Genomic DNA, 21,407 nt, shown 5'->3' with positions numbered 1-21,407 from the left:
GCGGCGTCGCGCCGGTCACTGCAGGCCGAGCTTCTCCTGCAGCAGCGCGATGTGCGTCGGGGTGCCGACCCGGTACTTCACGAAGGTCACGATCCCCTCGGCGTCGATCGCGACGGTGCTGCGGATGACACCCTCGGTGATCTTCCCGTACATGTTCTTCGCACCCCAGGCGCCGTAGGCGGCGAGGGTCTGGTGGGTGGGGTCGGCGGCGAGCGTGTACGGCAGGTTCTGCTCGGCGACGAACCGGTCCAGGGCGGGGACCTCGTCAGGGCTGATGCCCACGACGCGGTACCCGGCGCGGTCGAACAGGCCGATGTTGTCCCGCAGGTCGCAGGCCTGCTTCGTGCACAGCGAGGTGTTCGCCGCCGGGTAGAACCACAGCACCGCGGGGGTGCCGCGCAGGTCGGCGAGGCTCAGGCGCCCACCACCGGAGGTGGCGAGATCGAAGTCGGGGGCCGGGTCGCCGACGGCCAGTTTCACGGCAGGGGCGGGGGTGTCGGACGGGGACTGCGTCGGATCGGACATGGCCACATTGTCTCCGGTGGGCAGAGGTCGGTGGGCAGAGGTCGGCGGGCGAGGGCACGGTGCGGGACGGGCGGTGAGATCCCGCGCGGCAGGGATCGCGCGCCTGAGAGGATCGGCCCATGACGGCTGATCCCCGCATCTCCCCCGATGGCATCCTGCGCGGCGACCACTACCGCATCACCCCGATCACCCCGGCGCTGGTGCGCCTGGAGTGGTCACCGAGCGGCCGCTTCGAGGACCGTCCCTCGACCCTCGCGCTGCACCGGCCGGTGCTGCGGGACGGGGTGGAGGTCGGCCGCGAGGGGGACCGGCTGATCGTGCGCACCGCGGCGTACACCCTGGAGTACGACGAGGGGCCGTTCCGGCCCGACGGTCTGTCTCTGCAGGTGCGCGGCGGCGTCACGAACTATCACTCGGTGTGGCGGTACGGGCAGGACCTGTCCCTGCCCGCGCATGCGCAGGGTCGGCGGCGGGGTGAGCCCACCCGGGTGCTGAACGGGAACCTCGGTGGGGCCGCCCGCACGCTGGATGAGGCCGACGGGGAGATCCCCCTGGAGCCGGGCGTCGTCTCCACCACCGGGTATGCGGTGCTGGATGACTCCGCGTCGATGGTGTTCGACGCCAACGGGTCCCTGCTGCCGCGCGACGCGGAGGACGGCCAGGTGGATCTGTACGTCTTCGCGCACGGCCACGACCACGTGCAGGCGCTGACGGACTTCCATCTGCTGTCGGGGCCGCAGCCGCTGCTGCCGCGGTTCGCCCTGGGGAACTGGTGGTCGCGCTACCACCGCTATGACGAGGCCGGTTACCTGGCGCTGATGGATCGGTTCCGCGCCGAGGGCGTGCCGTTCTCGGTGGCGGTGATCGACATGGACTGGCACCTGACGGAGGTCGATCCGCGGTACGGCTCGGGCTGGACCGGGTACACCTGGAACCGGGACCTGTTCCCCGACCCGGAGCGGTTCCAGCGTGCCCTGCATGAGCGGGGCCTGGCGGTGACGCTGAACGTGCATCCCGCCGACGGGGTGCGGGCCTTCGAGGACGCCTATCCGGCGATGTGTGAGGCCCTGGGTCGGCCCGTCGACGGGGAGCCCATCGCCTTCGATGCCGCCGATCCGGAGTTCCTGCGCGCGTACTTCGAGGTGCTGCACCGCGGCCTGGAGGAGCAGGGCACGGACTTCTGGTGGGTGGACTGGCAGTCGGGCCCGTACTCGCGGCGCCGCGGCCTGGACCCGCTGTGGGTGCTGAACCACGGCCACTTCACCGACAACGCCCGCGACGGGCGGCGCGGCCTGACGTTCTCCCGCTACGCCGGCCCCGGCAGCCACCGCTACCCCGTGGGTTTCTCCGGCGACGCGATCATCAGCTGGGAGTCGCTGGCGTTCCAGCCGCGCTTCACCGCCGCCGGAGCGAACATCGGCTACGGCTGGTGGAGCCACGACATCGGCGGCCACATGGAGGGCTACCGTGACGACGAGCTCGCCGCCCGCTGGGTGCAGTTCGGTTGCTTCTCCCCCATCCTGCGGCTGCACTCCAGCAACTCGCCGTTCGCCGGGAAGGAGCCGTGGAACTTCGAACCGGCGGCCGAGCGCACCATGGTCGAGCACCTGCGGCTGCGGCACCGGATGCTGCCGTATCTGCACGCCATGAACCGGCGGGCCCACCTCGAGGGCCGTTCCCTGGTGGAGCCGACGTACATCACGACCCCCGTGGATCAGGCCTACCGCTACCGCGACCAGTACTCCTTCGGCTCGCAGCTGCTGGTGGCGCCGATCGTGCGGCCCGCTGCGGCCGACACCCGGCTCGGCGCGGCCGACGCCTACCTGCCCGAGGGCGACTGGGTGGATGTGATGACCGGTCTCGCGTACCGCGGCGGCCGGGTGCTGCGCCTGCACCGCGACCTGTCCTCGATCCCGGTGCTGCTGCGGGCCGGCGGGTTCCTCCCGCTGGCGGCGGAGGGCACGGACCTGTGGTCGGCGGAGCGGATGCCGGACCTGGAGATCCTGGTGGCCGTGGGCGCCGACGGCGAGTTCTCCCTGTGGGAGGAGCCCGTCGACGGCGCGTGGGTGGAGACCCGGTTGCGTCTGGAGGCCGAGGCGGGGCGCCTGGTGATCGACCGCGACGGCGCCGTGGACACAGGTGCCGCGGGAAGCACGGCGGGCGCTGGGGAGGGGACCGGCCAGGGGGCCGGGGCCGCGGATCGGCGCGGCCGGAGGGCGTTCACCGTGACCCTGTTGGGGGCGGATCCGTCGGCCCTTCAGGATCTGCAGTGCGGGGGTGCGCGGGTGGCGCTGCGCGAGGCCGATACGGCGGGGCCGCCCGGTGGGCTGGGCCGGGTGCACCTGGACCTGCAGCCCGACGACGAGCAGACCCCGGTGGTGCTGACCTCAGCGGCCCTGCGCCGCCTGGCGCCCACGGATCCGGCGCCGCGGGTGCGGCGCCTGCTGGAGCGGGCGCAGATCGGTTACACGCTGAAGGAGCGCCTCATGGCGGCGGTGGAGCAGCGCGGGGTCGCGGCCCTCGGGGAGATCGCGGCGATCGGCTCCGCGCCGATGGGCCATGCCCCGGTGACGCACGCCTACGAGCAGCCGTCGGCGGAGCTCATTGCGGCGGTGGCGGAGATTCTCACGGCGCGCTGACGCGGGCCGGTCGCGGGGTTCTCAGCGGCGGGCGTCCAGTGCGCGCACGCCCTTCCACGCCAGCGGGATGAGGGCGGCGGCCAGCAGCGCCTTGACGATGCCCCCGGGGATGAACGGCCACAGCCCGGCGGCCAGGGCGGCCTGCAGACCCATCGGCTCCCCCATCACCAGGTTCACGATCGCTGCCATGTACGGCACACCGGTGAGGAAGGGGATGGCGCTCGCGGCGAGGAACCCGGCGGCTGCGCGCAGCGGCTGACGGTCCCATGCACGCTCCGCCATCCATCCGGCCACCGCGGCGGCCGGCACGAAACCGAGGATGAAGCCGAAGCTCGGGGACAGCACGGTGGCGGGGCCCCCGGCGAAGCCCGCGAACACGGGGGCACCGAGCAGGCCGACCACCGCGTAGGCGGCGAGCGACAGGGCGCCGCGGCGGGCACCGAGGGCGGCGCCGACGAGCAGCACCCCGAGGGTCTGCCCGGTGATCGGCACCAGCGGCAGCGGGATCTCCACCTGCGCCAGCAGCGCCATGACCAGCACCCCGGCCCCCACCAACAGCGCATCGGTGACGCGGGTGCGCGGCAGGACGGCGTCGGCCAGGACGGGTCGGCGGGCAGGAACGACGGCGGTGGCGGTCATCCGGGGGCTCCTTCGACGGAGAGGCGCGGGGTGGATCCCGCGGGGCGGGACGGGACGGGACGACCCATGGTACGGGCGCGCGGCGGTGGCGGGGTGCGAGGGCGTGGCGTACACCGTCCGTGCTTAGCGGCGGGACTCCTCCCACCCTCCATATGTGGTGGCACTGTCGGTTCGCCACGCGATGCGGCCGTTGATCGATGGCCGTCCGACGACGATGCTTCCGGCGGCCGACGGGGAGGGGAAGACGATGTCGCGCAGTGCCACCCAGCGGCCCTCTGCGTCACGGCCCAGGGCGCCGCTCTCGACCAGCTGGGCGCGCTGCTCCACGCGGGATCGGTACTGGCTCGCCGTCGAGGCGGCCAGGGAGTCACCGGCGACGATCTCGGGCGCGACCACGGACCCCGCCAGCAGCGTGAACTCTCCGTCGATGACCTGGGCGGTGGCGTCGGCGCCGCGTTTCTGCAATCGGAGGTGGAACACCGGGGAGCGTTCCACGCCATCGTCGTCCGCGGCGTCCTGGGGATCCACCGCAGACGGTTCAGACGTGACGGCACTCGGAGCCTGCACCGCGGCGGGCTCGGCGGGCACGGGGGCGATCCGGACCGGGCGGGATCGACCGCGGAACATGTCCACCCCGAGCACGGGGAAGAGGATGCGCACGTACTCGATGAAGTCCTCCATGTCCAAGGCGTCGGCCTCGGGCAGCGCGGCGCCACCGGTCGGGTTCTGGAGGTTCTCCAGCCGCACGCGACCGATCTGCATCGCGAGGGCGGTCAGTCGTGCCTCCAGGTAGCGCACATGCGCGGTGGTGAGGTTCTGATCCTTCGAGGTGACGATCAGAACCTCATCCCAGAAGGGTTTGCGCGCGTGGTGCTGGGCGAGCCGACCGGCGACGTCATCGCTCTGCCCGATGTACGCGAGTTTCCGGGAGGGGTTGTCCGGGTCCTCTCCCAGCAGGATGTAGATGCCGGTGCGCTGCGCCTCGGGGCGCTGCCGGATCTGCCCGAGCTTCTCCCGCTTGCCGCGCAGCACGTGACCGGTCCAGTTGCCGATCTCCGCCGTGATTCCTGAGTTGGACCTCTTTAGTGACCCATGCGTCAAGTCATCTTGAGGGCCTTGAGGATGGTGCGGGCATCGTCGGTGAGCTCGGCCTTGGCCGTGATGTCCTGGCCGGCCAGGGTGATGGTCACGTCCTGCAACGGCCGTAGGGTCCGGATGATCTTGCGGATGCTGAACCCCGTCTGGGCCTGCAGGAGACGGGCCATTGCCAGGGCGGTGAACACGATCGTGAGGTGAGCTTCGATCGCGTCCCGCTGCCGATGAAACATGGGCCTGGCCTGTAGGTCCGTCTTGCTCATCCGGAAGGACTGCTCGACCTGCCACAGGTCGTGATAGCTGGAGAGCACCTCCGCCGCGGACATCACCGTCGCGGGGATGTTGGTGACGTAGCCCTTCAGCCCCACGAGGCTCCGTGCCCGCTTGAGGGAGGCTTCGTCGAGGCTGCGACCGGCCGCTGTGGTCTTCACGAACCGCGTCGACTTCACGGTCACGTCCCCGTCGATCACAGCGCGGGCTCGGTTCTCCTGCGCGGTCAGCGTGTGCCCATCCCGGGTCGCGCGTTTCTTCGAGAACGCCCAGACCGCCCGCCAATGCCCGGGATGCTCCGTCGGGTCCCAGACCGGCTCCCAGCGGTGCTGCTTCGTGTCGGTTTTCGTGTTCCCGTGACGTGGGGTGATGGTGTCGATCAGCTGCCCGTCGGTGAACGCGTCACCGTTCCAGTGGAAGTGATGTGCAAGGTCACCAGGGGCTTTGACCTGCCGCGACCCGACGATGAACCGCAGTCCCGCTTCGTTAAGGGCGGTCAGGTTCGTGGTGGAGAGCATCCCGGCGTCAGCGACGACGACCATGTCCGCCAGGCCGTGGCGGGCCTGGAACTGCTGGATGATCGGCACGATCGTCGTGGTCTCGGCCTTGTTGCCCTCGAAGCAGCCGATCTCGAGCGGGAACCCGCCCCGATCCACCAGCAGCCCGACCACGATCTGCGGATCCACTCGGCGCTCCTTCGAGTAGCCGACCTTCCGCAGTTCGTCCTCGTGCTCGGCCTCGAAGTAGAGCGTGGTGACGTCATAGAGCACCAGAGAGATATCGCCGCTGGTCGAGGCATGTTCAAAGCAGTTCTTCGCTATCTGGTCGCGGTACTTGCACTGCTGGATCCGGGTCAGGCAGCGCTTCATCGTTGAACGATGCACCGGATCGATCCCCACCTCGCTCAGCACGCGAGCGGAGTCGAGCATCGAGGTCGGGAAGATCAAACGCGCGGCGACGAGCTGGAAGAACGCCTCGTCCTCGAGCGCATCGAAACCAAGCCCTCTCCAGGTCGCCTGGAGCACGTCCAGCAGCAAGCGCGACCGCATGGACCGCACCACAGCTGCCTGGGGATCCTGCTCCAAGCCGAGGTCGAGAGTCTCCTGACCAGCATTGAGCTTGTCCCGGCCGGCCCTCATCAAAACAGCGAGCTCAGCCTCGGTATGCGCGGACCCGAGGTGCTCAAGGATCTTGTTCCGCCGACCCTCCTTAACGACCACCTGCACGGCAGTCGCGCCAGACGCCGTGGTCACCTTCCTCAAAAACGGGCTCACAACCCCCGACCCTACCCCCAATTAGTGACCCATCCAGCCACCCTGGAAACCCCACGACCAGCAGAAACGCTACTGAAATCTCTCAAACCAGGCCCGAGAGGTCCAACTCAGGTCGGTATGCGCGGACCCGAGGTGCTCAAGGATCTTGTTCCGCCGACCCTCCTTAACGACCACCTGCACGGCAGTCGCGCCAGACGCCGTGGTCACCTTCCTCAAAAACGGGCTCACAACCCCCGACCCTACCCCCAATTAGTGACCCATCCAGCCACCCTGGAAACCCCACGACCAGCAGAAACGCTACTGAAATCTCTCAAACCAGGCCCGAGAGGTCCAACTCAGGAGCACGTGACCGGTCCAGTTGCCGATCTCCGCCGTGATTAGCCCGCCGGCGGTGCCGTCGACGAGGAACAGGCGGACGTTCTTCCCACTCACGCGGCGCTGCCCTCCCCCGGCATCGTGATGCTCGGCAGCCCGTCGCAGATGTCGACGGTCCGCACGGAGACGGTCACGACCTTCTGCAGCAGGGCGAGGATGTACCGGGGGTTGCCGTGCTCGATGCCCCACTGGTTCGGGTCGTTGACGATGCCGGAGGCTTTGTCGGTGCTCACCTGGTACTGCCGCATGACCCATTCGATGGCGCTGCGGGACCCCAACTGGTAGCGGTAGGCCTTCTCGGGGATCCCGGTGAGCGTGATGCGGGGATTGACGATGATCGCCTCGGGGGCGTCGGCGGCCTTCGTCCCACTGGGGAAGCGCATCTTCTCCACGCGGTAGTAGACCTCCTCACCACCCATCGGCGGCTGCTCCCCCTCCGCCACGACCAGCGGGTACGGGTCGACGTCCTCGTAGTCGGCGTGCAGATGGAACAGTTCGCGGCCCGCCTCGGTGAAGGCCCGGAACGTTCCCGCGGGAACGTTCGGCACCCGCGGCAGCGTCTGCTTCAACTCCCCGGCGTACCGCTGCCGGTACTCCGGCGAGTGCAGCAGGCCGTAGAGGAAGAAGAACACATCGTCCTTGCTGACCTGGCTGCCGTACCGGTCCTGCATCAGGGCGTGGAACTCGTCGGTGATGTTGTCGACGCGCCGATAGCCGTCCACGACGACGCTGTCCTCACCGGCGGGGGCGTCGAGGTCGAGCGTCCCGTCGCTCGGGTCGGCCGGCTCCCAGCGGTAGCGGGGGAAGAACTGGCCGGTGTCTAGCAGATGCAGATCAGGGATATGCCGCGTGGCCAGCACAGAGAACTCGTGATGAGACGAGACCCCGGTCATGTAGAACCCGAAGTTGTCGTGCTTCGCAGTCGGGAATAGTTGTTGGAGCCGGTAGACCATGTCGTTGTAGGCCCGGTCGAAGTAGACGTTGGCGCGGGAGAACGGTCGGTAGAGGCCTTCCCGATACGCTGTCTTGCGGTGTTCGATCTTTCGTCCCCGCACCACGTTTGTCTTGTCCGTCCGGTTCCAAGAGAGTTTTGCGGGGTCGAGGTTGGGGGAGAAGCCGGGGAGTGCGGCGCGGTCGACTTCGCGGTTGTAGAAGTCGATTGACCGAGTGACGTTCTCGCGAAGGGCGGGCAGGGAATAGTTGTACACCCATGCATCGCGATTGGTCTTCAGGCCGCTGGAGTAGAGGCGGAATGCCGCAGGCTGCGAGTCCGTTCCCTTGTTGTCGCCGAGCACCGGGTACGTCAGGTAGTCCTCGTCGCGCTGGTTGATCCAGTCCCCGTGACGGTTCGGTTCGATCGGCCGCCAGGGGATCGAGTCCAGCGTCGCCTCGGAGACGATCTGCAGTTTCTCCGGGGCGGACAGGTAGTCGCCGATGTCCCGGTAGTGGATCGTCGCCGGGCCGTCGTGGCCGGTGGTCTTCACGAGGAGGAAGATGGCGACGGTGTTGCGGGAGCCGGCACCGAAGACCTTGCCACCCTCCCTACGCGACTGCTCGCCAGCGGTGCGCTGGTTCCCCCGCAGGTTGAACACGTAGATGCTGGAGAACTCCTCGGCGAGCGTCTTGCGCACGCCTGCAGCGGTGTTCCCTTCGATCCAGCCGCCGTTGGTGACGAAACCGATCACTCCCTGGTCGCCGATCCGGTCCGTGGCCCAGCGGATCGCGCGCAGGTAGGAGTCGTACAGGCTGTTCTTGTTGACCGCATCGGTCCGGGCCGCGAACGTGTCGCGGATGCGCCCATCCAGCGTCGGATACTTGATGTTCGCGTTGTCGTCGTTGCCGGAAGTCTGCCCCACCGAGTATGGCGGGTTGCCGACGATCACCCGGATATCGAGTCTCTTCTGCGCCTCCGCACGGGTGTTGTTCGCCGGGAACACGGTCTCGTCGGTGAGGTCACCGTCCTCGGTCTGCTGGAACGTGTCCGTCAGGACGATCCCCTCGAAGGGTTCGTAGCCCACCTGCCACAGCGGCAGATCCTCAGTGGTGGCGGTGAGGTCGTGGAAGGTCGTCTCGATGTTCACCGCGGCGATGTAGTACGCCAGCAGCAGGATCTCGTTCGCATGCAGCTCGCTGGCGTACTTCCGAGCGAGGTCCTGCGGGGAGATCAACCCCGACTGCAGCAGCCGCACGATGAACGTGCCCGTCCCGGTGAACGGGTCCAGCACGTGCACGCCCTCGTCGGAGATCGAGTGGCCGAACTCCCTCCGCAGCACGTCATCGACGCTGCGCAGGATGAAGTCGACGATCTCGATCGGCGTGTAGACCACGCCCATGGCGTCGGCCGTGCGGGAGAACGCTGCCTTGAAGAACCCCTCGTACAGCTCGGTGATGATCTTCTGCTTGCCGGCGGCGTTGTCGATGCCCGCTGCCCGCAGCCGCACCGAGTCGTAGAACTTCTCCAGCGACTGCGCCTCCGCATCCACGTGCATAGACGTCAGCGATTCGACCATCCGCTCCATCACTCGGGAGACGGGGTTGTGGTCGGTGAAGGCGTAGTCGGTGAACAGGGCATCGAACACGGGTCGGGTGATCATGTGCTGGGCGAGCATCTCGATCGCCCCATCCCGGGTGATCGAGGCGTTCAGGTTCCGCCGCAGGGCATCGAGGAACACGTCGAACTGGGCCGCTGCGGGTGTGCCGTCCTCATCGACCAGCGCGGTGATGCGGGCGATGTGCGCGCTCGCGATGTCGGCGATGTCCTTCGCCCACTGCTCCCAGTACTGGCGGGTGCCGACCTTCTTCACCATCCGGGCGTAGATCGCGTCGCGCAGCTGATCCATCCGCGACAGCTCCAGGCTCAGCCGGCCCTGCACCGCCCGCGCGGGATCCGCGGAGCCGCTGCCCTCGCCCTGGTCCCCGCCCTCGCCGGCCGGGAAGCCGATGCCCACGACGTCCACCCGATCCGAGCGGCCCGTGTTCAGCTCGATCTGGTTGACCATCGCATCGAAGCGCTCATCATGGGCGCGCAGAGCCTGCAGAACCTCCCACACCACCTGGAAGTTCTTGTTGTCATCCAGGGCCTTCTCCGGCTCCACACCGGCGGGCACCACCACCGGCAGGATGATGTAGCCGTACCGCTTGCCCTTGGCCAGGCGCATCACGCGGCCCACCGACTGGACGACGTCCACCACCGAACGCCGCGGATTCAGGAACATCACCGCGTCCAGGCTCGGCACGTCCACGCCCTCCGAGAGGCAGCGGGCGTTGGACAGGACCCGGCAGGTGTTGTCCGGGGCGTCCTCCTTCAGCCAGTCCAGCAGCTCCCCGCGTTCCATAGCGTTCATCGAGCCGTCCACGTGCCGTGCCTCGACGGCGAGCAGGTCCTCGGTCGCCTCCTCGTCGGCGTCGACGAACGCAGAGACGACCTCGGTGAACTGCTGCGCGACCCGTTTGGAGGACTTGATGTCACGGGCGAACGCGACAGCACGGCGCATCGGCTGCGGATCCGCCCCGAAGGAATGCTCCGTATCGCCGCGTTTGGCGAGCCCGTTCCAACAGCCCACCAGGCGGGTGGCGTCATCCAGGGTCAGTTCACCGTTCTGGGCGAACGCCTCCTGCATGGCCTCGTTCACCGTCTCCTGGTTCACCGTGAGGATCAGGACCTTGTAGTCGGTGAGCATGCCCATCGCCACCGCGTCACCGAACCCGAGCCGGTACAGCTCGGGGCCGAACGTGGCCTCGTCGTCCATCGACGCGATGACCACGTCCCGGCTCTCGGCCTTCTTCTTCGAGGCGTCGTCGTAGATCCGCGGAGTCGCCGTCATGTACAGGCGCTTCGTGGCCCGCAGATACTCCGCATCGTGGACGCGGACGAACGCCGATTCCTCCTCCCCGGCGAGGGTCGCCCCCGTGGTGCGGTGCGCCTCGTCGCACACCACCAGATCGAAGGGCTCCAGCCCAGCCTGCTGCTGGGCCTGCGCCACGACGTCGATCGACTGGTACGTCGCGAACACCACCCGCAGCCCCTCCCCGGAGGATCGGGCCGCGCGCATCCGCTCCGCCAGCCGCGCCGGATCCGTGGTCGCGGGCAGCGCCAGATCCACCACGGAGATCTCCGAGGAATCCTCCCCCGTGCGCCGAGCCTTCGACGCCTTCGCATCGGAGCACACCGCCATCGCCGTGATCGGGGCGGCGGCATTGTTCGACCACTCCCGCAGCGCCTGCGACAGCAGCGCGATGGACGGCACCAGGAACAGGACACTGCCGACCGGCCCCGCCACCTCTTCGGCCAGCCGCAGGGAGGTGAAGGTCTTGCCGGTGCCGCAGGCCATGATCAGCTTCCCGCGGTCGGCCGTCTCGAAGCCCTGCTTCACGGCGTCGATGGCGGTGCGCTGGTACGGACGCAGGTCGGACGCCCCGTGCAGCTCCATGACGGTGGGGGTGTCCGGGTCCCAGAAACCCCAGTCCACACGGGACTGCTCGAAGTCCTCCAGGCCCAGACGGCGCACCGGCACCCGCTGGTCCCGCAGTGCCTCCTCGGCGTTCGCCCCCCAGTGGTTCGTGGTCGAGACGAAGATCCGCTCCGTGAACTCCTCGCGGCCGGAGGACGACAGGAACGAGTCGACATCAGCCTTCGACACGTAGTGCTTGGGGTCGTAGAACTTGCACTGGATCGCGGCGAGGCCGCCGTCGCGGCGCTTACCCACCAGATCGACACCCAGATCGCGGCTGGGACGGTCCGGCCAGTCGTTCCACATCCACACGTGCTCGAACTGGCTGCCCCACGTGGGATCCACCTGCAGGAACGCCTGCACGAAGCGTTCGAACCGCTCCCCCTTGTCCACCGAGGAGGTGGCCGAGTTGTACATGCGATCGAGCAACTTCATCACCGAAACGGAGGCCATGGGCGGCATTATCGCCGACGGCGCCGCAGCGGTCGGAGCCCGCGCGGGACGGGTGTGGCGGGATCCGTGCCCGGTCACTCCGCCGACGTCCCCCCGTGCCGGAGGCCGTTTCGACCTCGCCGGCGCGAGCCGTCGGCACCCGCGGGGCGCCCTGCATGGTCTGGGCGGAGGGAGCGGGATTCGAACCCGCGGTACAGGGTCACTGCACAGTGGTTTTCAAGACCACCACATTCGGCCGCTCTGTCATCCCTCCAGTGCCCGCACTCCGTCGCCGGGGCGAGGGCGTCCCTCAGCGTACCGGGCGCGGGCGGGTGCGGAGGTGTGGCGGCACCCGCAGAGCACCGTCGGCCCCGACGGCGAGGGTCCGACGCACCTCGCCGGGATCGTCGTGGTGGACGTCGCCTCCCCCGCCGGTGCTGACTAGCGTGGTCTCATGCGAGCCCTCACCATCACCGCCGACCATCGCCTGGATCTCGCCGAGGTGCCCGAGCCGACCCCCGCGCCCGGCGAGGTGCTGGTGGACGTGGTCGCGGCCGGGGTGAACCGGGCCGACCTGCTGCAGGTGCGCGGGAAGTACCCGCCGCCGCCGGGCGCGTCCGAGCTGCCTGGGTTGGAGGTCTCGGGGCATCGCCGCGACACCGGGGAGCCCGTCGTCGCGCTGCTGGCCGGCGGAGGGTACGCCGAGGTCGTCGCGGTGCCCGAAGGGCAGCTGCTCCCCGTCCCGCGCGGTCTGGACCTGGTGGAGGCCGCCGCCGTGGTGGAGGTCGCCGCGACGGTGGTGTCGAACCTGGTGCTGGAGGCGGGTCTGCGCGAGGGCGAGACGCTGCTGGTGCAGGGCGCCAACGGCGGCATCGGCAGCTGCGCGGTGCAGGTGGGCCGGCTGCTCGGGGCGCGGGTCGTGGCCGTCGTCGGCTCCGCGGACGCCGCCGCGCAGGTCCGGGAGCTCGGCGCAGCGGAGACGATCGACCGTCACCGTGAGGACCTGCGGGAGCGGATGGAGCAGCTCGGCGGGGCCGACGTGATCCTCGACGTCGTCGGCGGGCCCCTGCTGGCCGATCACGTGCGGATGCTGCGTGATGGCGGCCGCCTGGTGGTGATCGGCACCCTGGCCGGCGCCCACGGCGATCTGCCGCTCGGGGAGCTCATGAGGCGTCGGGCGCGGGTGATCGGCACGACGCTGCGATCACGCCCCACCGAGGACAAGCAGCGGATCCTCACCGCCACCCGGGAGGTGCTGTGGGAGGCGCTGGCCGACGGCCGGGTGCGGATCCCCGTGCAGCAGGTGCTGCCGCTGGAACGCGCCGCCGAGGCCCACGAGGTGCTCCGCACCGGAGGCCACCTGGGGAAGGTCGTGCTGGACCTGCGTCGCTGAGACGCGGAGGCGACGCCGCGCGGGGCGTCAGGCGAGCAGAGCCTCGATCACGCGGACCGCCCCATCGGCCTCCACCGGCGCGGTGACCGCATCGGCCACCTCCTTCACCCCATCGGGCGCTTGCCCCATCGCCACGCCGAGAGCCGCCCACTGCAGCATCTCCGTGTCATTGAAGCCGTCGCCGATGGCGACCGTGCGCGTCGCGTCCACCCCGAGGCGCTGCCGCACGACCTCCAGGGCGCTCGCCTTCGACACCCCCGGGGCGGCCATGTCCAGCCAGGCCGTCCACCCGATCGCGTACTCCACGCCGTGCACCCCGGCGCTGGCCACCACCCGGCTGAACTCCCCCGGGGACAGGTCCGGCACATGCACCACCACGCGCACCGCCGTCAGCGCCAGCAGATCCTCGAACGGGGCCTCCTGGGCGGTGGTGCCGAAGCTCGCGTCCTGGAACCCGTCGGTCGAGTAGAAGCCGCCGTCGGCGGTCTCCACCGCAAACCGGGCGCCAGGCTCCACCCGCTGCAGCGCCCGCAGCGCCTCGTGCGGATCGAAGGGTCGGGTGTCGACGATCCGGTGCCCGCCCGGGGCCGACGGGTCCAGTTCCACCGTGACCGCGCCGTTGGAGCACACCGCGAAGCCGCGGCGGATCCCGGCGAGCTCCACCACCGGCAGGGTCGCGCCGATGGAGCGCCCGGTGGCGATCACCACGCGATGCTCCGCCGCGGCGCGCTGCAGGGCATCGTGCATGGCGGGGCTCATCACGCCGTCGTGGTCCACCAGGGTGCCGTCCACATCGAGCCCGAACAGCCACTCTCCCGCTCCGGCACGCCCGGTGAGTGCACGCACGGCGGCGTCGAGCTCCTGCGGCAGGCGGGCGGGGTCGGGGATCGAGACGGTGTGGGCACTCATGCCGTCCATCGTCCCTGATGCGCCCGACAGGCAGGTGAACGCCCGGTGGCCGGGGGTGGGGCCGCAGTGCCGGACGGAGGTGCGGCACCCTGCGGCACCCTGCGGCACCCTGCGGCACCGAGAGGGCCGACAGAGTGCGCGTTCTGACGTGTCTGCTTCCACTTTCTGGAAGCAGACACGTCAGAACGCGCACGGGGCAGGGAATGCGGCGGAGCCCCGGGATCAGCGGATCGGTTCGAGGACCTCGCGGCCGCCCATGTACGGGCGCAGACCCTCCGGCACCACCACGGAGCCGTCGGCCTGCTGGTGGTTCTCCAGGATCGCCACGATCCAGCGGGTGGTGGCGAGGGTGCCGTTCAGCGTCGCCACCGGCCGCAGGCCGTCCTCGGTGCGCTCGCGGATGTTCAGGCGCCGCGCCTGGAACTGGGTGGTGTTCGAGGTGGAGGTGAGCTCGCGGTAGGCGTTCTGGCTGGGCACCCACGCCTCGCAGTCGAACTTCCGCGCCGCGGAGGTGCCGAGGTCCCCGGCGGCGGTGTCGATGATCCGGTAGGGGACGTCGATCTTCGCGAGCATCTCCCGCTCCCACGCCAGCAGCCGCTGATGCTCCTCGTAGGCGTCCTCGATCCGGCAGTAGCTGAACATCTCCACCTTGTGGAACTGGTGCACGCGGATGATGCCGCGGGTGTCCTTGCCGTAGCTGCCGGCCTCCCGCCGGTAGCAGGCCGACCAGCCGGCGTAACGCTTGGGGCCGTCGGACAGATCCAGCACCTCCCCCGCGTGGTAGCCGGCGAGCGCGACCTCGCTGGTGCCCACCAGGTACAGGTCGTCGTCCTTGTCGAGGTGGTACACCTCGTCGGCGTGCTCGCCGAGGAATCCGGTGCCCTCCATCGCCTCGGGCAGCACCAGGGTCGGGGTGATCATCGGGGTGAAGCCGTACCCGGCGGCCTGGTCCATCGCCGCGTTCAGCAGCGCGAGCTCCAGCTGCGCGCCGACGCCGGTGAGGAAGTAGAAGCGAGCGCCGGAGACCTTCGCGCCGCGGGCCATGTCGATCGCGCCGAGTCCCTCCCCGAGATCCAGGTGGTCCTTCACGGGGAAGTCGAACTGGCGGGGCGTACCGACGTGCTCCAGCACCACGTAGTCGTCCTCGAGGCCCTCCGGGGCGCCCTCGGCGATGTTGGGGATGGCGCGCAGCGCGGCGTCGCGCTCCTGCTCGGCCTCGGCGGCCTCCGCCTCGAGTCGCTTGACCTCCGCGGACAGCTCCTTCGCCTGCGCCAGCAGCGCCTGCTTCTCCTCACCCTTGGCCTGGGCCACCTGCTTGCCGAAGGTCTTCTGCTCGGCGCGGCGGGATTCGAACTGCGCCGTCGCCTCACGCCAGCGGGAGTCGGCGGAGAGCACCGCGTCGACGGTCGCGGGGTCGCGGCGGCGGGCCTTCTGGGCGTCGCGGACGGCGTCGGGGTTCTCACGCAGGAATCGCAGGTCGATCATGCGGTAAGACTAGGCGAGATCCCGGCCCGCGCGGGATGGGCAGCACGTCCCGGTGGGGTTGGCACCCCCGCGCGGTTCCTCCACAACCGACCGGTTTCCCCCGGGCATGTCACCGGGGCGGGCACACCCCGTACTCTGAGCGCGTGTCGACCTCCTTCTGGCTGGCCCTCGTGCTGGTGCTGGCTCTCCTCCTCATCCTGCTGGTGCTCACCGGTGTCGTGCTCGCGCGCGTGAACGCGACCCGTCGGCAGGTCGCCGAGCTGCGAACCCTCGCCGATCAGCACACCGAACAGCTCGACCATGCCGTGCACCTGGTGGAGGACGACACCGATCCGGACGACGAATCCGGCCACGGCCTGAGCAAGGTCGCGATCATCTTCAACCCCTCCAAGCACGATGAGCCCAACGCGGTGGCGGAGCGGATGCGCGCGACCGTCGAGTCCATCGAGGGCGCGCAGGTCACGATCATCGAGACCACGGAGGACGACCCGGGCCTCGGCCAGGCCACGAAGGCCATGGACGACGGTGCCGAGCTGGTGATCGCCGCCGGTGGTGACGGCACCGTCCGCTGCGTCGCCGCGGCGCTGGCCGGCAGCGACGTGCGCATGGGCATCGTGCCGACGGGCACCGGCAACCTCCTGGCCCGCAACCTCGACATCCCCCTGGAGGACCCGGAGGCGGCGGTGCTCGCCGCACTGTCCGGCCAGGACCGCCGGGTCGACGTCGGCTGGTTGAAGTTCGGCATCGGCCGCGAGGCCGCCGAGGCCGCCGACGAGGAGATCTTCCTGGTCATGTCGGGCTACGGGGCCGACGCCCAGATGATCGGCAATACCGACCCGACGCTGAAGAAGCGCATGGGCTGGCTGGCGTACGTCGTGGGCGGGGCGAAGTCGATCGTGGGTCGTTCCCACAACGTGGTGGTGACCCTGCCCGGTGGCTCCCGCTACGTGGTGAAGGCCCGCACCGTGCTGATCGGGAACGTCGGCAAGCTGCCCGGCGGCCTGGTGCTGATGCCCGGCGCGACCATCGACAACGGCAAGCTCGAGGTGCTCGTCGCCGGATGGCGTGGCGCCGCCGGGTTCGGCCAGATCGTCACCCAGATCGTCAACCCGCGCCTGGTGTCGAAGCCGAAGCTCTCGACCATGGAGCGCTACCTCACCACCAGCGTGCGGGTCGCCACCGCGAAGCCGCAGCCGGTGCAGCTCGACGGCGACACCGAGGACGAGGCGACGCACCTCATCGCCCGCGTCGACGCCGGGGCGCTGCGCCTGCGGGTGCCGACCCGCGGCTGACCCGGGGCGCCCGGGAGGCGGCCGGGTCGCGGGCTCAGCCCTGCACGATCTGTCGGCGCAGGCCCTCGACCCACTGCCGGGCCCGCTCATAGGCCGGATCCTCGGTGTGGGCGTCGATCACGGAGCGCCGACCGTCGGCCCGCGGGTAGGAGCCGAGGAAGTGCACCGCCGGGCACACCCGGTGCAGAGACTCCAGGGCCGCCGCCACCCGTCGATCCTCCAGGTGCCCCTCGAGGTCGAGGGAGAAGGAGTAGCGGCCGAGCGCATCACCGATGGGCCGCGACTCGATCCGCGACAGGTTCACGCCCTGGGCGCTGAACTGCTCCAGCATCTCCAGCAGCGCTCCCGAGCGGTTGTGCGCCAGATGCACCACCACGGTGGTCTTGTCGGCCCCGGTGCGCCGCGGGATGCGGCCGTCGCGCGCGACCAGCACGAAGCGGGTCTGCGCGCCGATGGTGTCCTCGATGCGCTCCGCCAGCACGGTGAGGCCGAAATGCTGCGCCGCCAGGGGTGAGCAGACCGCGGCCCGGCCCCGCGCCTGTGCCGGGTCGGCTTCGGCGAGATCCCGGGCCGCCGCGGCCGTGGACGACGCCGGTTCCAGGTGGGCGTGCGGCAGATGCGCCCGCACCCACGACTGCACCTGCGCCTGTGCGTGGGTGTGGGAGGCGACGACGGTGACATCGTCGAGGTCGACGGCCTCCCGGGCGGCGAGCACGAAGGTGATCGGCACGATCTGCTCGGCGACGATGTGGATGCGCTGCGTGGCGGCGAGGACGTCGAGAGTGCCGGAGACACCACCCTCCACCGAGTTCTCGATCGGCGCCATCAGGGCGTCGAGATCACCGGCCACCAGATCGGCGGTGGCGGCGGCGACGGACCCGTAGGGCCGCAGCTCCCGCTCCGCAGCGCTCTTCCGGCCCGCCGCCGACGCCCTCGTCGTCGCCACCCCACGGCCGGTGTCGGCGGCACCGGTGAGGGCGGCGTCCTCCGCCGCGAGGGCCTGGAGAAGAGCCTGGTGGGTGAAGGTCGTCTCAGGGCCCAGGAATCCGTAACGCATGAGGGGAAGGGTAGTGCGACCGGCCGGATCAGCGGCCGTCGGTCTGCCGCAGCGCGTCCTCCAGCGCGGCCCGGATCGCGTCGACCTCGTACCCGACCGACCGCCATCGCGCGACCGCCGCGTGGACCTCAGCGGCGAGCGCAGGGGGCGAGGCGGGGGCGTCGGCGGCGGGCATCGGGACGTCGCGCGCTGCAGGGGTGGTGCGGGAGTCCCCGCCGACCGAACCGGGGGCAAGGGCCGCCGTCCGCGCGGCCCCGGTAGCCTCCGTGAGGCCGTGGCCCTCAGCTGCCTGACGCGGAGCCCCCTCGGCCACCCGGGTGCCCGCCCCGCGGGCCGTGACCAGCACCCCCGTGGCCTCGAGCTCCTTGTAGGCGCGGGCGATGGTGCCGGAGGCGAGGCCCAGGTCGCGCGCGAGCGCCCGGATCGTCGGCAGCCGCGACCCGACGGGCAGGGCGCCGATGCGGACCGCCTCCAGGATCTGCCGCCGCACCTGCTCGTAGGGCGGAGTGGGGTCGTGCAGATCGACCACCAGCTGGCCGGCGCCCGTCACGCGCGCACCTCCGCCGGGGCGGTGCCGGACGGGGCGGCCGACGTGTCCGCGCGGCGGGCGAGGATCGCGGGGGCGAGCACCATCGCGAGGCCCGCCCCCAGCAGCACCAGCTCCAGCAGGACGAGGGCCGCGGCGAGCACTCCGAGCACCGCCAGTGCCGCGGGAGTGTCGGGCTGGAGAGAGAACGCCACGCTGCGGGCTGCGATGGCGGCCGTCTGGAACAGTGCCATGCCGCTCAGCGACAGCCCGCACACGCCGACCCCGAGAAGGGAGACGGCGCTGCGGCGTCGCGCGAGGAGGTCGGCGTCGTCGCCGCTGGGGCGGCGGTGCACGACCGTGCGGATCGCGAGCCCGATGACGAGCGCGAGCACCACCAGCGCGGCGAGCGCAGGAAGGGTGTAGTACGCCCCGGGGAACGCGCTGGCACCGGCTCCGCGGGTGGGGAGATCGACGGTGAGGCTGCGCCCGTCCACGGGGTCAGCGGTGAGGGTGGTGACCAGGCCGCCGACCACCGGCAGGGCGAGCGCCAGGACGGCCACGACGGCGGCGCGCAGCGGGACCGTCGCGGCGATGGCCAGCAGCAGGATGACAGCGAGAACAGGGGCGATGAGGACCAGCAGTCCCATCGGTGCCATGACGACCTCCGAGGTCTCGAGGGTGCCGGTCCCGATGGTCCGGTCCACCCTGCCACCGACTTGTATCGGTGGGTTGACACAAGAGCGGGGGCCACAGAGGTTTGTGTCAAGTGGCTGGCACAAGCGAGGTCACAGTTCGCGGCGGGCCTGCCCCTCTACGATCGATGGATGACCCCCAGCCCTGTGCGCCCCGCGTTCCCGCGTGCGCTCGTTGGACTGCTCGCCGCCGCGGTGCTCGCTGTGCTCGCGGGTCTGTTACCGGGCGTGCTCCCCGGGTCGGCCCTCTCCCCCGCCGCGCATGCCGCCGGCCCGAACGATCCGGTGCGCCTGGTGCTCGTCACCTCCGGGTTGAGCTGGGAGGACGTCTCCCCCGACGGCACTCCCGCCCTGGCGGAGCTCACGCAGAACGCCGGTGCCGGGGCCATGAACACCACCTCCACCACGCTGCGCGCCACCCAGCGGCAGGGCACGGAGACCCTCCACACCGGGTATCGGGGGCTCGCCGCCGAGGCGCCCCGCACGGCGGGCGTGCCGACCCCCGCCACCGATCTGCTGGCGGACATACCCGGCGGGGTCGCCGAGATCGACGCCAGCACCCGCGTGGACCCGGCCGCCCTGCGCCGCGCCGTCGACGCATCGGGGCTCGTCATCGTGGACCTGGGCTCGGCGGACGCGGCAGGCGGTCGACCTGACACAGCCGACCACGCCGCGGCCCTGCGCTCCCTCGATGCCCGCCTCACCCAGGTGGTCGAGGCGACCGGCGCCGGGACCGCGTCGGGCCCACGCACCCTGCTCGCCTCCGTCGCTCCCTTTGACGCCCCCGACGCCGAGGCCGCCCGCCGGATCGAACGCGGCGGCGCGCCGATGCCGGAACGCACCGGACTGCAGCTGCTCCTCGACACCGGGTATCCAGGGCGGTCCCTGACCAGCGGCGCCACCCATCAGAGCGGCCTGGTCGTGCTCACCGACCTGGCCCCGACGATCCTTGCCAGCCACGACCTGCCCGTCCCCGCCGCGCTGCCGGGGCAGCCGATCACCGGTGAGGACACCCGCATCGCCCCGACCCGCCTGGCCCTGGATCGCACGCAGGCGGCCGACCGCGTCACCGGCACGGAAGTCATCGCCCTCGCCGTCTGGATGGTGCCGACGGGCCTGCCCGCCCTCGCTCTGCTCGTGCCGGCCGTCGCCCGGCGACACCGGGTCGCCGCGGTGCTGCGGCGCCTGGCGGTGATCGCCCCCCTCGCCCTGCCCGCAGGGCTGTGCGCCGGGATCGTGCCGTGGTGGCGGTCGGCGCATCCCACCGGGGCGCTGATCGGCACCGTCGTCGCCGGGTCGGCCCTGCTCGCGGCCGTGGTGCTGCTGGGGCCGTGGCGGCGCCATCGCAGCGACCTCGTGGGCGCCGCGGCGGTGCTCACCGCCGGCGGGATCCTCGCCGAATCCGCCACGGGGTCGCGTCTGCAGGTCGGCTCGCCGCTCGGGGCGCAGCCGATCACCGGTGGCCGGTTCTACGGGCTGTCGAACCACCTGTTCGGGATGGTGCTGGCCGCTGCCCTCATCGCTCTGCTGTGTCTGGTGGTGCAGGGGGCCTCCCGCCGGGTGCGGGTCCTCGCCACGCTGCTCACCGGCGCGGTGGTGGCGGGGGTGGCGGTCGCGCCATCGATGGGCGCTGACTTCGGCTCCATGCTGGTGACCGTCCCGACCTTCGGGCTCCTCGCGCTGATGCTGTCAGGGCTGCGGGTGCGGGCGTGGCATGTGCTGGGGCTCGGGTTCGGCGGGGCCGCGCTGGTGCTCGCCGTGTCCTTCCTGGATTGGCTGCGACCGCCGGAAGCTCGCACCCACCTGGGCCGATTCATCGACGACCTGCTCGGCGGGCGACTGCTCACCGTGGTGGTCCGCAAGCTCGCCCAGAACCTCGGGATGACCGTGGGTTATCCGGGGCTGCTGGTGGTGTTGGTGCTCGCGCTGGTGGCGTCGGTCGCGATCCTCGCACCGGCGCGGTTCCGTCTGCAGCGACTGGCTGCCCTGGACGCGGCCCACCCCGGGGCGTGGGCGGTGCGCTTATGCCTGGTGCTCGGCACCTGGGCGGGGTACCTGGTCAATGACACCGGGCCGGTGCTGGTGGCGGCGGTGCTGGGCGTGGCGCTGTGCCTGCTGCCGCCGCTGCTGCCCGACCCGGCGGCCGACCCAACGGCGGGGCCGGGCGCTCCTGCGGTGCTGGGCGCGAAGGCGGGGCACGCCTGAGGTCCCGGAACCCGACGCGGCGGTAGGACCCGGCTGAGGCCCCGGCACACTGTGACGCGTTCGCTTCCACTAAGTGGAAGCAGGCACGTCACAACGCGCACGCCGAGGCCCCGAGGCGCCGGGGCGCCGGAGCGGGCCCGCGCGA

Annotated in this window: 14 protein-coding genes and 1 tRNA gene; 4 read left to right on the top strand and 11 right to left on the bottom strand. The window is 70.8% G+C overall.

Annotated features, from left to right (window positions below; genetic code table 11):
• Nucleotides 1-15: 15 nt before the first annotated feature.
• Entirely contained in the window at nucleotides 16-525 is a 510-nt protein-coding gene (locus JSY14_RS08625; RefSeq protein WP_259558345.1) for a peroxiredoxin, read from the bottom strand.
• Between the two features lie 119 nt (nucleotides 526-644).
• On the opposite strand from JSY14_RS08625, the gene JSY14_RS08620 reads away from it, so the two are divergent.
• On the top strand, nucleotides 645-3,164 hold the full coding sequence (locus tag JSY14_RS08620; protein ID WP_259558343.1) for a glycoside hydrolase family 31 protein: 2,520 nt from the start codon (nucleotides 645-647) through the stop codon (nucleotides 3,162-3,164).
• Nucleotides 3,165-3,185: 21 nt separating this feature from the next.
• Here JSY14_RS08620 and JSY14_RS08615 read toward each other — a convergent pair whose 3' ends face one another.
• From JSY14_RS08615 to JSY14_RS08595, 5 genes are all read right to left on the bottom strand, one after another.
• Nucleotides 3,186-3,803 (bottom strand): biotin transporter BioY, encoded by a 618-nt coding sequence (locus JSY14_RS08615; protein WP_259558341.1) that lies wholly within the window; start codon nucleotides 3,801-3,803, stop codon nucleotides 3,186-3,188.
• A gap of 123 nt (nucleotides 3,804-3,926) precedes the next feature.
• Entirely contained in the window at nucleotides 3,927-4,835 is a 909-nt protein-coding gene (locus JSY14_RS08610) for a GIY-YIG nuclease family protein (protein WP_259558338.1), read from the bottom strand.
• Between the two features lie 65 nt (nucleotides 4,836-4,900).
• Nucleotides 4,901-6,442, bottom strand: coding sequence for an IS1634 family transposase (locus JSY14_RS08605; protein ID WP_259558335.1), 1,542 nt, complete (start codon nucleotides 6,440-6,442; stop codon nucleotides 4,901-4,903).
• A 428-nt stretch (nucleotides 6,443-6,870) separates the two neighbouring features.
• Nucleotides 6,871-11,721 carry a DEAD/DEAH box helicase gene (locus JSY14_RS08600; RefSeq protein WP_259558333.1) on the bottom strand — a complete coding sequence of 1,617 codons (4,851 nt, stop codon included), beginning with the start codon at nucleotides 11,719-11,721 and terminating at the stop codon, nucleotides 6,871-6,873.
• 165 nt (nucleotides 11,722-11,886) lie between these two features.
• Nucleotides 11,887-11,974 (bottom strand) — tRNA-Ser (locus JSY14_RS08595).
• A gap of 180 nt (nucleotides 11,975-12,154) precedes the next feature.
• Here JSY14_RS08595 and JSY14_RS08590 point away from each other — a divergent pair.
• Nucleotides 12,155-13,093 carry an NAD(P)H-quinone oxidoreductase gene (locus JSY14_RS08590; protein WP_259558332.1) on the top strand — a complete coding sequence of 313 codons (939 nt, stop codon included), beginning with the start codon at nucleotides 12,155-12,157 and terminating at the stop codon, nucleotides 13,091-13,093.
• 27 nt (nucleotides 13,094-13,120) lie between these two features.
• On the opposite strand, the gene JSY14_RS08585 is transcribed toward JSY14_RS08590, so the two are convergent.
• Nucleotides 13,121-14,002 carry an HAD family hydrolase gene (locus tag JSY14_RS08585; protein ID WP_259558331.1) on the bottom strand — a complete coding sequence of 294 codons (882 nt, stop codon included), beginning with the start codon at nucleotides 14,000-14,002 and terminating at the stop codon, nucleotides 13,121-13,123.
• Between the two features lie 222 nt (nucleotides 14,003-14,224).
• Nucleotides 14,225-15,487, bottom strand: a complete 1,263-nt coding sequence (gene serS, locus JSY14_RS08580; RefSeq protein WP_259558330.1) for a serine--tRNA ligase — start codon at nucleotides 15,485-15,487, stop codon at nucleotides 14,225-14,227.
• Nucleotides 15,488-15,630: 143 nt separating this feature from the next.
• Here serS and JSY14_RS08575 point away from each other — a divergent pair, with 143 nt between their 5' ends.
• Nucleotides 15,631-16,779: a diacylglycerol/lipid kinase family protein gene (locus JSY14_RS08575; protein WP_259558328.1), complete on the top strand. Its 1,149-nt coding sequence runs from the start codon at nucleotides 15,631-15,633 to the stop codon at nucleotides 16,777-16,779.
• A 34-nt stretch (nucleotides 16,780-16,813) separates the two neighbouring features.
• On the opposite strand, the gene pheA is transcribed toward JSY14_RS08575, so the two are convergent.
• The 3 genes from pheA to JSY14_RS08560 are packed head-to-tail and all read right to left on the bottom strand — an operon-like array spanning nucleotide 16,814 to nucleotide 19,069.
• Nucleotides 16,814-17,836 (bottom strand): prephenate dehydratase, encoded by a 1,023-nt coding sequence (gene pheA, locus JSY14_RS08570; RefSeq protein WP_259558327.1) that lies wholly within the window; start codon nucleotides 17,834-17,836, stop codon nucleotides 16,814-16,816.
• A 28-nt stretch (nucleotides 17,837-17,864) separates the two neighbouring features.
• Nucleotides 17,865-18,386 carry a GntR family transcriptional regulator gene (locus JSY14_RS08565; RefSeq protein ID WP_259558326.1) on the bottom strand — a complete coding sequence of 174 codons (522 nt, stop codon included), beginning with the start codon at nucleotides 18,384-18,386 and terminating at the stop codon, nucleotides 17,865-17,867.
• Nucleotides 18,383-19,069 carry a hypothetical protein gene (locus JSY14_RS08560; protein ID WP_259558325.1) on the bottom strand — a complete coding sequence of 229 codons (687 nt, stop codon included), beginning with the start codon at nucleotides 19,067-19,069 and terminating at the stop codon, nucleotides 18,383-18,385. Before JSY14_RS08560 ends, JSY14_RS08565 begins: the two co-directional genes overlap by 4 nt.
• A 120-nt stretch (nucleotides 19,070-19,189) precedes the next feature.
• Here JSY14_RS08560 and JSY14_RS08555 point away from each other — a divergent pair, with 120 nt between their 5' ends.
• Complete coding sequence (locus JSY14_RS08555) at nucleotides 19,190-21,262, top strand: hypothetical protein (RefSeq protein ID WP_259558324.1); 2,073 nt, start codon at nucleotides 19,190-19,192, stop codon at nucleotides 21,260-21,262.
• Nucleotides 21,263-21,407 lie beyond the last annotated feature (145 nt).

The organism is Brachybacterium sillae (genome assembly GCF_025028335.1).
Lineage (GTDB): Bacteria > Actinomycetota > Actinomycetes > Actinomycetales > Dermabacteraceae > Brachybacterium > Brachybacterium sillae.
The sequence above is the reverse complement of the archived record's forward strand: the minus strand, read 5'-3'. Positions and strand labels throughout refer to the sequence as shown.

What these genes read in the sequence shown, in the direction of transcription:
- JSY14_RS08585 (WP_259558331.1), bottom strand. Translation starts at nt 14,002, where the DNA reads ATGAGTGCCCACACCGTCTCGATCCCCGACCCCGCCCGCCTGCCGCAG.
- JSY14_RS08620 (WP_259558343.1), top strand. Translation starts at nt 645, where the DNA reads ATGACGGCTGATCCCCGCATCTCCCCCGATGGCATCCTGCGCGGCGAC.
- JSY14_RS08625 (WP_259558345.1), bottom strand. Translation starts at nt 525, where the DNA reads ATGTCCGATCCGACGCAGTCCCCGTCCGACACCCCCGCCCCTGCCGTG.
- JSY14_RS08590 (WP_259558332.1), top strand. Translation starts at nt 12,155, where the DNA reads ATGCGAGCCCTCACCATCACCGCCGACCATCGCCTGGATCTCGCCGAG.
- JSY14_RS08555 (WP_259558324.1), top strand. Translation starts at nt 19,190, where the DNA reads ATGACCCCCAGCCCTGTGCGCCCCGCGTTCCCGCGTGCGCTCGTTGGA.
- JSY14_RS08600 (WP_259558333.1), bottom strand. Translation starts at nt 11,721, where the DNA reads ATGGCCTCCGTTTCGGTGATGAAGTTGCTCGATCGCATGTACAACTCG.
- serS (WP_259558330.1), bottom strand. Translation starts at nt 15,487, where the DNA reads ATGATCGACCTGCGATTCCTGCGTGAGAACCCCGACGCCGTCCGCGAC.
- pheA (WP_259558327.1), bottom strand. Translation starts at nt 17,836, where the DNA reads ATGCGTTACGGATTCCTGGGCCCTGAGACGACCTTCACCCACCAGGCT.
- JSY14_RS08615 (WP_259558341.1), bottom strand. Translation starts at nt 3,803, where the DNA reads ATGACCGCCACCGCCGTCGTTCCTGCCCGCCGACCCGTCCTGGCCGAC.